Raw genomic sequence first — 11,086 nt, 5'->3', positions numbered from 1 at the left:
GATCGCCCCCGTCGCCCCGCGTGCTCCCCGCGCCCCGACGCCGTACCGCGAAGATCGTCGTGTCGTCGATGAGACGGCCCCCGCAGTGCCGCAGGGTGCCGTCGCGGACGTAGGCGACCAGGCGGTCCGGTTCGGCGGTGCGCGGCTCGCGGGCGAGGGCGGCGGCGATGTCGTCGGCGAGCGGGTAGAAGGCGCCGGCGTCGTCCCGTGCCTCGGTGACGCCGTCGGTGACCAGCAGCAGCGTCTCCTCGGGGGCGACGGCGGCGCGCAGCACCGGCGGGGGTTCGCCGGAGGTGAGTTCGGCGAGACCGAGGGGGAGTCCGCCGGCGTGCGGCAGCGACCGTACCCCGTGGGGACCGGCGGCGAGCGGCGCCTCATGGCCGAACAGGACGACGTCGACCACCCCCTGTTCCTCCGCGGGGAAGCCGAGCAGCACGGCCGTGGCGAAACGGTCCCCGTCGGCGCGGCCGAGGGCGACCGTGTGGGCGCGGTGGCGCCGCATGCGGACCTCCAGCCGTTCGCCGACCATCGCGAGATCCGCCTCGTGGTAGCCGGCCTCACGGAAGGTGCCGAGCAGCGCGGCCGCCGCCTCCACCGCGCCCAGCCCCTTGCCCTGGACGTCGCCGAGGAGGACGCGGGTGCCGTGCGGTCCGGGCTGGATGTCGTAGAAGTCGCCGCCCACCCGGGCGTCGGCGTCGGCGGCGAGGTAGACGGCGGCGTGGTCGAGCCCGCCCCAGCCGGGCGGCAGCGGGCGCAACACCGTACGGCGGGTGGTCTCGGCGATGTGCCGCATATGCAGCATCCGGCGCTCGCCGCGCACCCGGACCGCGGCGGCCAGCACGGACAGGACCCCGCCGGTCAGGACGAGGACGAGGTCGGCGGGGCCCTCCCGGTACTGGTAGGGCCAGGCGGTGTCCGCGGCGACGTAGGTGACCACCCCCAGCACCGCGAAGACGGCCGTCGTCCGCACCCCGCACAGCGCGGCGGCGATCGCGGCGACGAACACGCACCACGAGACGATGCGGAACTCTCCGCCCGTGTTGAGGTCGACGACGGGAATGGCCACCAGCATCAGCAGCGGCACCAGCCAGGTGACGCTGCGGCCGCGGAACTGAAGCAGCTTCTGGCGCTCCAGGGCGTCCCCGCCCCGGGCACGCGGGTGACGGGCGAGCAGCCCCTGGCCCCCTCGGTCGCTCACCGTTTCAGCGAAGCACGCTCGCACGGGGGCCGCATCCCGGTCGGCGCCCCGGCGCACACGCCGCAAACCGCATCCCACCGACTTGCCTCCGCCCCTGGCCAGGTGTGCCCTGGAAGCCGGGGGGCGAGGAGAGAGGAGTGCTCCCATGGCTCATGCGGCACCCACACCGGGCATGCGGACACCAGGCACGCGAGGCCCGTCCGAGGCCCCGTCCCGGGCAGGCGACGCGACCGATGTCTTCGGCGCACGGACCCACCTGGTCATGAAGTGGGCGGTGCCCGTCACGCTCGGGCTCGTCTACGGCTACTGGGCCGCGGCGAACCGGCGCAGCGCCGGGCCGATCACCGGCTGGAACGTCCTGTTCGGCTTCGTCGCGGCGCTCGCGTTCATCGTGCTGTACGTCGGCATCCGTGCCGTGGCCCCGCGCATGCGGCGCGAAGTGCACGCCCTGATGTGGGCGGTGTTCGCCGGCTGCGCGATCGGCTTCCTCATCAACCAGAGCGGTTCGAGCGTGCTGTACTCCGCCGGCGTCTCGGTGGCGGTCGCGGCGGGCTTCTTCGCGGTGATGTTCTACCGCTACTCCACGCACAAGGACGCGGAGGGACACCGCACGGCGTAGCTCCCTGCGCCTGCCGCACGTGTGCGTGGGCCCCGGCGGTTCTCGCCGGGGCCCACGTCTTCCCTCATCCCTCGACTCACCGGGCGAGCGGGATCCGCTCCCACCCGTCCGACGAGGTCTCGGTGGCGCCGAAGCTCCACGAACAGGAGAAGCTGAAGCTGAAGGGTGTCCCCAGGGCCGGAGTGGTGCGCATGATCGCCTCCTTCTCCCCAGGTCCATGAGACACCCGTTCGGGTGAACGCTCCACCGGAGGACGGAATCCCCAGGCCCCCTGCGGGACGGCCGGGACCGCCGGGATGCACCCGACTGGCCGCCCCGGGCTCGCGCGCCGGGGCCGTACGTCCTTGCCTGGAGGCGTGTCCCGACGCCTGCGGACCGCCGTGTCGGCCGTCCTGATCGCCCTGTCCTGCCTCCTGATGCCCTTCGGCGCACTGGCGGCCTGGGCGGCGTACGGCCTCACCGACACCGGCCGGTACGTCACCACGATGGCGCCGCTCGCCTCCGACCCGGCCGTACGGGACGCCGTGGTGGACACCGTCGGCGACGACCTCCTGCGCAGGGCCGCCGCCGAACGCGGCCCGCTGCACCCCGAGATCACCCCCTTCGTACGGGACGCGCTGCGCTCCTTCACCCACACCCACGCCTACCGCACCGCGTGGGACGCGGGCAACGAGGCCGCGCACACCGCCGTGATGTCGGCCCTGCGCGACGACCGCGAGCGCGAGGTCACCGTCGACCTCGCCCCGGTGGCGAGTCGGGTGCGCGCCCAACTGGTGGCGGACAACCTGCCGTTCGCCGAACGGGTGCCGCTCGCGCACACCCGCGTGGCGCTGCTGCCCGCCGCCGAGCTGGCCACCCTCCGGAAGGGCTACCACGTGCTCGACCTCGCCGGATTCTGGCTGCCGCTGGCCGCCGTCGTCCTCGCCGTGACCGGCATCGCCGTCGCGGCCTGCCGCCGCCGCGCCCTCACCGCCGCCGCCCTGGGCACGGCACTGGGCGGCGCGTTCCTCGGCCTGGCGATCTCGCTCGCCCGCCACCTCACCCTCACCGACCTCCCCGACCAGGCCCGCCGCCCGGCGGCGGCGGCCGTCTACGACGCCCTCACGGCCACCCTGCGCACCGCCTCCTGGTTCCTGCTGGCCGTGGGGCTGACGTTGGCGGCCGGGGTGTGGCTCACGCGATACGTACGGGTGGGCCGCCTGGTCCGCCGCCGCCGGGCGGCTCCGACTCCCGTGCCAGCCACGCCAGCCGGCGCAACGCCCACACCAACTCCGCCTCCGTCGCGGACGCCAGGCCGAGCCTGACCGCGTCCGGTGTGCGGTGCGGGTCGACGGCGAAGGCGGTGCCGGGGGTGACGGCGATGCCGTGCGCGGCGGCGGCGGCCGTGAAGGTGTCCGCCCGCCATGACGAGGGCAGCTCCCACCAGGCGAAATAGGCGTGCGGGTCGGTTCGTACGGCGAAGGCGCCCAGGTGGGCCGCGAGGATCCGCTGCCGACGGGCCGCGTCCGCCCGCTTCGCCGCCACCAGCCGGTCGACGGTCCCGTCCCCGGCCCATCGCACGGCCGCCTCCAGCGCGAACCGCCCCGCGCTCCACCCCCCGGACCGCACGGCGGCGGCCACCGCGTCCACCCGGTGCGGCGGTACGACGAGGAAGCCGGCCGTCAGTCCGGGCGCGACCCGCTTGGACAGGCCGTCGACGACGTGGGTCAGGCCGGGCGCGTGGGCGGCGAGCGGGGTGGCGTCCGGCTGGAGGAAGGACCAGATGCGGTCCTCGACGACGGGCAGCGCCAAGTCCACGGCCGTCCCGGCGAGTTCGTGCCTACGAGCCTCGCTCCAGGTCAGCGAGGTCGGATTGTGCAGGGCCGGCTGGACGTACAGGGCGGAGAGGGGAGCGGCGCGGTGCGCGGCCCGCAGGGCGTCCGGCCGCGGCCCCTCACCGTCGCCGCCGACCGGCACGAGCACGATCCCCAGCCGCCCGGCGATCTCCTTGACCAGGGGATACGTCAGCTCCTCCACGCCGACGCGGCCGCCCGGCCGGACCAGGGAGGCGAGCGCGGCGGCGATGGCCTGGCGGGCGTTGCCCGTGAAGAGGAACCGCGCGGGTTCGGGGCGCCAGCCGGGGACGGTGAGCAGCCGGGCCGCGGCGGCTCGGGCGTCGGCGGTGCCGTCGGCCGCGCCGGTGCCCAGTGCTCCGGTCAGCACGTCCGCCCGCAGCAGCGGCGCGAGTCCGGGCGCGAGCAGCTCCGCCTGGCCGGGCGCGCACGGGTAGTTGAGTTCCAGGTTGACCGGCGCGGCGGTGGCCGGTTCGACCAGGGCGCGGCCCTCGGGTGCGGCGGGGGCGGCCCGTACGAAGGTGCCCCGGCCGACCTCGCCCACCACCAGTCCGCGCCGCACGAGTTCGCCGTAGACGCGTCCGGCCGTCGAGGGGGCGATCCGGTGGGCGCGCGCGAACCGCCGCTGGGGCGGAAGCCGCTGCCCCGGCACGAGCCGCCCCCGCGCGATGTCGTCGGCGATGCGGTCGGCGATGACCCGGTAGTCGCTCACGGCTTCCCCTTCCCGTCCGGCATTGCACCGAGGGCAAAGATCTTATTGCACCGAGGAGTTGGTGAACCTAGGGTCGACGCATGGCACCCTTCCTCGCATACGAGGACAAAGGCTCGGATACCGCCGGACGTATCCCCCTGGTCCTCGTCCACGGCCACCCCTTCGACCACACGATGTGGGCCCCACAACGGGAGGCCTTCGCCCCCGCCCGCCGCGTCATCTCCCCCGACCTGCGCGGCTACGGCGCCTCCCCGGTCACCCCCGGCACCACCCTCCTCTCCCGGTTCGCCCAGGACATCGAGGACCTCCTCGACGACCTGTCGGTGGACACCTTCGTGCTGGCCGGGCTGTCGATGGGCGGCCAGATCGCCATGGAGTGCTACGACCGCCTCGGCGACCGCGTCCGGGGCCTGGTCCTCGCCGACACCTTCGCCGAACCCGAGACCCCCGCCGGCAAGGCCGCCCGCAACGCCGTCGCCGACCGTCTCCTGGCCGAGGGCATGCGCGGCTACGCCGACGAGGTCCTCCTCAAGATGGTCGCCCCGCACGCCCCGCCCGCGGTCCGGGCCCACGTCCACCGCATGATGACGTCCACACCGCCCGAGGGCGCCGCCGCGGCCCTGCGCGGCCGGGCCGAACGCCCCGACTACCGCCCCGTGCTCCGCCGGGTCACCGCCCCCGCCCTCGTCGTCGTCGGCGCGGACGACGAGTACACCCCCGTCCGCGACGCGGAGACCCTGCACGCCCTCCTCCCCGACTCGGTCCTGCGCGTGATCGACCACTGCGGCCACATGCCCAACCTGGAGCGCCCTGAGGAATTCAACGCGGTGCTGGGCGAGTTCCTGGAACGGGTGGACGCGGGCTGACCCGGCGGGCCGGTGGCAAACCCTTGGTCCGCCGGTCGTCCTCCCGTCTACCGTCACCGCATGAGCAAGACGACAACGACGACCCTCTGGCGACCCACCGGGCCCGAGGAGCTGGCCCTGGTGGAGGCCTCCGGATGGCGGGAGTGGCCACCGAGACTGCCCGAGCAGCCGATCTTCTATCCCGTTCTGAACGAGGACTACGCGATCCGCATCGCCCGCGACTGGAACGTCCCGGCGTCCGGCGTCGGCTACGTCACCCGGTTCGAGGTGGAGAGCGACTTCCTCACCCGGTATCCCGTGCGGCAGGCCGGGGGAGAGACCATCCTGGAGCTGTGGGTACCGGCGGAGGAGCTGGATGAGTTCAACACGCACATCGTCGGGACCATCGACGTCGTACGGGAGTTCCGCTGACGTGCCACGCGGGCGCGGGCGGGCGTTCGGGGCGTGGTGCGCGGGGCTGCTGTTCGCCGGGGTGAGTGCCGTCCTCGCGTGCCGCACCGCCGACACCGACGCCATGACCCCGTTTCCCCAGCTGCTCGCGTTCCTGCCCTGGCTGCTCGTGCCCACCGGGACGGGGCTGCTGCTGTCGCTGCTCGCCCGCTGGTGGACGGGGCTGGTGTGGAGCGTCGTCCTGCTCGGGATGCTCGCCTGGTTCATCGAGCCGTACGGCAACGCCGACGAACCCGACGGCCTCGCCGTCGCCCGGCTGCGGGTGCTCGCCTCCAACGTGGAGTTCGGCGGGGCGACGGACGCCCTCGTGAGCACCGTACGGCGGGAGAAGCCCGATGTGGTGTTCGTGTCCGAGTGCGAGTATCGCTGTCAGGCCACCCTGCGCGGCGAACTCGGGACAGCGTTTCCGTACCGGCAGGCCGTGGAGGGGGACACCTCCGTCGGGTCGGTCATCCTCAGCCGGTACCCGCTGACGCCCTCCCCGGTCGTGCCCGGCGTGATGGGCATGCCCGGTGCCGTCGCCGACGTCGACGGGCGTCCCGTTCGGCTCCAGCTCGCGCACCCCAAGCCGCCGCTGCCCCGCCAGGTCACCGTGTGGAAGCGGGAGCTGGGCCGGCTGCGGGACTTCGCCGACGACCACCGGGGCGACGGGCCGCTGATCCTCGCCGGGGACTTCAACGCCTCCCAGGACCACGCCGCGTTCCGCCGCATCCTCGACACCGGGCTGCGCGACGCCGCCCGGCTCGCGGGCAGCCCCCGGGAACCGAGCTGGCCCAGCCGCACGGCCCCCGTCCTCGGCACGCAGATCGATCACGTCCTCGTCTCCGGGGAGTTCTCCGCGAGCCGCGCCCGCTTCCTCGACCTGCCCCGCACCGACCACCGCTCGCTGCTCGTCGACGTCACCCTGCACCAGCCCCGATAAGCCGGGTGGTGGGCGGCGGGCGCCCATAATGAGCGCATGCCCCGCGAGCTTCCCATCGGCCTCACCCCTCCCGACTGGCTGGTGCGGAACCTGCGGCCCCAGCAGGCCCCCGTCAACCGGCCCGCCGTCGCCCGCGCCGCGCTCGCCATGGCGCTGCCCCTGCTGATCGGACTGGCGCTCGGCCGGCCCGAGTACGGCGCGCTCGCCTCCATGGGCGCCCTGTCCGGCGTCATCGGCGACACCGCCGACGCCTACCGGATACGCATCCTCAACATCGCGATCCCGCAGGCCTTCGGAGCCGTCGGCATCACCCTGGGCGCGGCCGTGTACGGCCACGGCTGGCTCGCCGTCACCGCAGTGACCGCCGTCGCCCTCGTCTCCGGGATGATCTCGACGATCGGCGCCGTCGCCTCCGTGTCCGGGCTGCTGCTGCTCCTCAACTCCGTCGTCGGCGCGGGCCTGCCCATGCCCGGCGCCTGGTGGCTCGCCCCCGTCCTGATGACCGGCGGCGGCCTCCTCGTGCTGCTCCTCGCCCTGCTGGCCTGGCCGCTGCGCTCCGGCGTCCCCGAACGCGCCGCCGTCGCCGGCACCTACCGCACGGTCGCCACGCTCCTCGACGCCTCCGCCGGCACCACTCCCGGCGCATACGAGGACGCCCGCCACGCCGTCACCCAGTCCCTGAACCAGTCCTACGACCTGGTTCTCGCCCACCGCGCCCGTCACCACGGCCGCAGCGCCGAACTCACCCGGCTGCTGGCCCAGCTGAACGCGATCACCCCGGTCGTCGAGGCCGCCCCCGCCGCCCACCTCGCCGGCCGGCCGCTCCCACTCGAGGTTCCGGCGGCCGTACGGCATCTCGCGCAGGCCGTGGAGACCGGCTTCACGGGGCCGGTCGGCCTCCGCCTGCCCATGCCCACCGAGGAGACCGGCCGCGCCATCGACCATGCCCTGCGCCACACCGCCGAGGTCGTCGCCGCCCCCGACGTCGATCCCCTGGGCCTCGTCGACCGGCTCGGCCGGCCCGCCGCGCTCCGCGTCCGCGCCGCCCGCGCGGCCCACGACGTGCTGCTGTCCGCCGCGTCCTGGCGCTACGGCCTGCGCCTCGCCCTGTGCATCGGCCTCGCCCAGGTCCTCGTGTCGATCATCACCGTCCCCCGCTCCTACTGGGTCGCCCTGACGATCACCTTCGTCCTCAAGCCCGACTTCGGCTCCGTCTTCTCCCGCGCCCTGCTGCGCGCCCTCGGCACGGTCGCCGGCCTCGTCGTCGCGGCGGCGGTGCTCTCGCAGGTCCCGCGAGGATGGTGGGACGTACCCGTGATGCTGCTGCTGGCCCCGCTGATCCCCGCCCTCACGCCACGCGGCTACGGCTACCAGACCGCGGCCATCACCCCCGTGATCCTGCTCCTCTCCGACATCCTCAACCACCAGGGCACCGCCCTGCTCCTGCCCCGCCTGGTGGACTCCCTCATCGGCTGCGCCATCGCCCTGGTCACCGGCTATCTGCTGTGGCCGGAGAGCTGGCACACGCGCGTGGGCGACCGCCTCGCCGACGCCGTCGCCGACACGGCCCGCTACGCCGAGTCCGCCTTCGGCAGCCACGCCGACCCCCCGGCCCGCGCACGGATGCGCCGCCGCCTCTACCGCGACCTGTCCGTCATCCGTACGGAGTTCCAGCGCGCCCTGACCGAACCGCCGCCCACCGGGACCCGTGCCGCCGCCTGGTGGCCGCTCGTCGTCGCCGTCGAACGGATCGTGGACGCGACGACGGCGGCCCGGGTCCGTGTGAAACACGGAGCCGAACCGCCGTCCGAGGCGGAGATCGCGCACGTCGCCCGCCAGCTTCGCGAGCTGTCGCAGGGCCTGCGGGACACCGACGTCCTCTACCCCGTCCGCACCGACCTCACGGGCCCGGCGGACAGCGTCCTGGAAGCCCTCCGCCAGGAGGTCGCGGCGGCGCGCACGATCGCGTCACCGCACCAGCCGTAGACACCGGTGACGTGGGGGGTTCAGACGCCGATGTCCTCGCCGTCCACGCGCCACACCGACACGACCGCCGGGCGCACGAGCTTGCCGGGCCCGTCGGGCCAGGTGCTCTTCGGCGTCTCGACGGACGCGCCGTCCAGCTCGCCCGGGTGCTGCACGGCGATCAGCACACGCCGCTCCTGGATGAGCGGGCCGCAGGTCTCGGCACCGGTCGGCACGGTCAGGAACTGCTTCAGCTCACCGCGCCGCGAGCCGCGGGTGGCGACACCGAACAGCCCGTCGTGCGAGCCGAGCTGCGCGCCGTCCGTGGAGATCCACAGGTTGCCGTGCGGGTCGAAGGCCACGTTGTCCGGGCAGGAGATCGGGCTGACGGCGTCCTTGGGGAAGCCCGCGAAGTACGTCGACGGGTCCGCCGGGTCACCGGCCACCAGGAACAGCGACCAGCAGAACCTCGTCGACTCCGCCCGGTTCCAGCGCTCGGTCAGCTCCAGGACGTGCCCGTGCTTGTTGGCGTTGCGCGGGTTGGCCTCGTCGGCACCGGCGGAGCCGGCCTTCCCCCGGTTGGTGTTGTTGGTGAGCGCCACGTAGACCTTGCCGGTGACCGGGTTGGGCTCGATGTCCTCGGGGCGGTCCATCTTCGTCGCGCCGACCTTGTCACCGGCGAGACGCGTGAAGACGAACACCTCGTCGGCCGTCATGCCCTCGACGTGCGAGACGGCGCCCTTCGCGGTGGCGGTCGCCAGCGGGATCCACTCACCACTGCCGTCGAACTCGCCGTCGTCGGGCAGCTTGCCGGTTCCGTCGATCTCGATGGCGGGCGAGTCACCCGTCAGCTTCGCGACGTACAACGTGCCCTCGTCGAGCAGCGAGAGGTTGTGCTCGCGCACCGAGCGGCTGCTGCCGTGCCGCATCCGCTTGCTGCCGACGAACTTGTAGAAGTAGTCGAAACGCTCGTCGTCACCGGTGTAGACGACGGGACGGCCGTCGTGCGTGAGCCGGATGGTCGCGGCCTCGTGCTTGAAGCGGCCGAGCGCGGTGTGCTTGCGCGGCGTGGACGAGGGGTCGTACGGGTCGAACTCGACGACGTACCCGAACCGGTGCGACTCGTTCGGCTCCTGGGCCACGTCGAAGCGCTTGTCGAACCGCTCCCACTTGCGCTCGGTGGCGCCGGTCCCGATCCCGTACCGCTTGTCCGTCGGCCGGCCGCTGTTGGCGAAGTACTGGTTGAAGTTCTCCTCGCCGTGCAGGGTCGTGCCCCAGGGCGTGGTTCCGCCGGAGCAGTTGTTGAGCGTGCCGAGGACCTTGGTGCCGGTCGGGTCGGCGGAGGTCTTCAGCAGGTCGGACCCGGCGGCGGGGCCGGTCAGCCGGAACTCGGTGGTGGCGGTGACCCGCCGGTTGAGGTGGTGCCGGGGAACGGCGACGAGCCTGCCGGTCCTGCGGTCGCCCTCGACGACGACCGCGGAGAGACCGTGCGCGGCCCAGGCGATCTCCACCTGCTCACGGGTGGGGTTGGCTGCGTCGTAGCCACGGAACATGAGCACCTCGTCGGTGTACTCATGGTTGGCGACGAGCAGCTGCCGGTTGCGCTCGCCCGGCAGCGGCAGCAGCGCCAGGAAGTCGTTGTTGTACCCGAACTGGCCCGCCTGCGCGGCAGCGGTCTGCTTCTCCGGGTCGAAGGCCGGCGCACCCCGCAGGATGGGCTCGCCCCAGCGGATCACGACGTTCTGCGTGTATCCGTCCGGGACGACGACGGCGTCGAGGGTGTTGGGCGCGACACTGCTGTAACGCAGCCCGCGAGCCCCGGACGGCTTGGACGGCTTCACCCGATCCGCGGTGGCCGCTTCGACGGGACGCGCCCCGGCCACACCGGCGGCACCGGCGGCGCCCGCCACGGTGACGACGGCGGCGGCACGCATCATCGAGCGGCGGCTGAGCGCCCCGGCGATGACATCGCCGACGTACTCGTTGCCGCTGGTGTTGGGCACCTCGTGGAAGCAGGCGTCACCACACCGGAAACGACAGGTCATGGCGGAGCGTCCGCCCGGGTGGGACTGGGACGGCGTTCCGATCAACGGCAGCGGCTTGCGCACCTTTAAACTCCCCTTGCGTGCACTTGGTGTGAGCGTGACGGTAGGGGTACATATGTGCGGAGGCGCTGACACCGGGTGAACGGTGAGTGAATCCCCGGCAGCCACAAGGGTGTTCACCCGTTCGAGGGGCGGTATTGACACATCCCCCGTACGCCCACTCACCCCTGCCCAAGATCACCACCAGGGGCCGCTAACCTTACGTGTCCGTCCTGGCCAGGGATTGACGGGATCAACTCACGCGAAGGGTTGCGCACATGGGCATTCTCACTCTCCTGCGGAACGCATTCGGCCGTTCTCGCAAGGAGCGGACCGCAGAGGCGGAGGGTGCGGCACGGATTCCTTCGCAGACGGAACCCACGAACCACCCCGAGCCGCAGCCGACCACGACCACCCCCGAGACGGTCGTCCCCACCC

At 73.4% G+C, this 11,086-nt stretch carries 8 protein-coding genes and 1 pseudogene; 6 read left to right on the top strand and 3 right to left on the bottom strand.

What is annotated here, in order from left to right; translation table 11 throughout:
• A partial coding sequence (locus P1P75_RS34740) for a PP2C family protein-serine/threonine phosphatase (RefSeq protein WP_319263010.1) occupies nucleotides 1-1,198 on the bottom strand: 1,198 nt, incomplete at its 3' end.
• 145 nt (nucleotides 1,199-1,343) lie between these two features.
• Here P1P75_RS34740 and P1P75_RS34735 point away from each other — a divergent pair.
• Both P1P75_RS34735 and P1P75_RS34730 read left to right on the top strand, forming a co-directional pair.
• Nucleotides 1,344-1,817 carry a hypothetical protein gene (locus P1P75_RS34735; protein WP_319263008.1) on the top strand — a complete coding sequence of 158 codons (474 nt, stop codon included), beginning with the start codon at nucleotides 1,344-1,346 and terminating at the stop codon, nucleotides 1,815-1,817.
• A gap of 356 nt (nucleotides 1,818-2,173) precedes the next feature.
• Nucleotides 2,174-2,998: pseudogene (locus tag P1P75_RS34730) on the top strand (hypothetical protein); the annotation flags it as partial.
• On the opposite strand, the gene P1P75_RS34725 reads toward P1P75_RS34730, so the two are convergent.
• Nucleotides 2,991-4,361, bottom strand: coding sequence for a PLP-dependent aminotransferase family protein (locus P1P75_RS34725; protein WP_319263006.1), 1,371 nt, complete (start codon nucleotides 4,359-4,361; stop codon nucleotides 2,991-2,993). The pseudogene P1P75_RS34730 and the gene P1P75_RS34725 overlap by 8 nt on opposite strands.
• Before the next feature lie 80 nt (nucleotides 4,362-4,441).
• On the opposite strand from P1P75_RS34725, the gene P1P75_RS34720 reads away from it, so the two are divergent.
• The 4 genes from P1P75_RS34720 to P1P75_RS34705 are packed head-to-tail and all read left to right on the top strand — an operon-like array spanning nucleotide 4,442 to nucleotide 8,585.
• Entirely contained in the window at nucleotides 4,442-5,227 is a 786-nt protein-coding gene (locus P1P75_RS34720; protein ID WP_319263004.1) for an alpha/beta hydrolase, read from the top strand.
• Between the two features lie 60 nt (nucleotides 5,228-5,287).
• A complete protein-coding gene (locus tag P1P75_RS34715) occupies nucleotides 5,288-5,638 on the top strand; it encodes a hypothetical protein (protein WP_150471927.1) in 351 nt (116 codons plus the stop codon).
• The gene (locus P1P75_RS34710; protein WP_319263002.1) at nucleotides 5,583-6,599 is read left to right on the top strand and encodes an endonuclease/exonuclease/phosphatase family protein; all 1,017 of its coding nucleotides are present in this window, start codon (nucleotides 5,583-5,585) and stop codon (nucleotides 6,597-6,599) included. Before P1P75_RS34715 ends, P1P75_RS34710 begins: the two co-directional genes overlap by 56 nt.
• Before the next feature lie 36 nt (nucleotides 6,600-6,635).
• On the top strand, nucleotides 6,636-8,585 hold the full coding sequence (locus tag P1P75_RS34705) for an FUSC family protein (protein WP_319263000.1): 1,950 nt from the start codon (nucleotides 6,636-6,638) through the stop codon (nucleotides 8,583-8,585).
• 20 nt (nucleotides 8,586-8,605) lie between these two features.
• Here the strand turns inward: P1P75_RS34705 and P1P75_RS34700 are convergent, their stop codons facing one another.
• Complete coding sequence (locus tag P1P75_RS34700; protein WP_319262998.1) at nucleotides 8,606-10,672, bottom strand: PhoX family protein; 2,067 nt, start codon at nucleotides 10,670-10,672, stop codon at nucleotides 8,606-8,608.
• Between the last annotated feature and the right edge of the window lie 414 nt (nucleotides 10,673-11,086).

Origin of the sequence: Streptomyces sp. ID05-39B, assembly GCF_033794725.1 — a bacterium.
In the GTDB taxonomy this organism is placed as follows: Bacteria; Actinomycetota; Actinomycetes; order Streptomycetales; family Streptomycetaceae; genus Streptomyces; species Streptomyces bobili.
Note: the sequence above shows the minus strand (reverse complement) of the source record. Positions and strands in the feature narration are given on the sequence as shown.

Excerpts from the sequence above, each read along its gene's own strand:
- P1P75_RS34735 (WP_319263008.1), top strand. The coding sequence starts at position 1,344 with ATGGCTCATGCGGCACCCACACCGGGCATGCGGACACCAGGCACGCGA.
- P1P75_RS34720 (WP_319263004.1), top strand. The coding sequence starts at position 4,442 with ATGGCACCCTTCCTCGCATACGAGGACAAAGGCTCGGATACCGCCGGA.
- P1P75_RS34715 (WP_150471927.1), top strand. The coding sequence starts at position 5,288 with ATGAGCAAGACGACAACGACGACCCTCTGGCGACCCACCGGGCCCGAG.
- P1P75_RS34710 (WP_319263002.1), top strand. The coding sequence starts at position 5,583 with ATGAGTTCAACACGCACATCGTCGGGACCATCGACGTCGTACGGGAGT.
- P1P75_RS34705 (WP_319263000.1), top strand. The coding sequence starts at position 6,636 with ATGCCCCGCGAGCTTCCCATCGGCCTCACCCCTCCCGACTGGCTGGTG.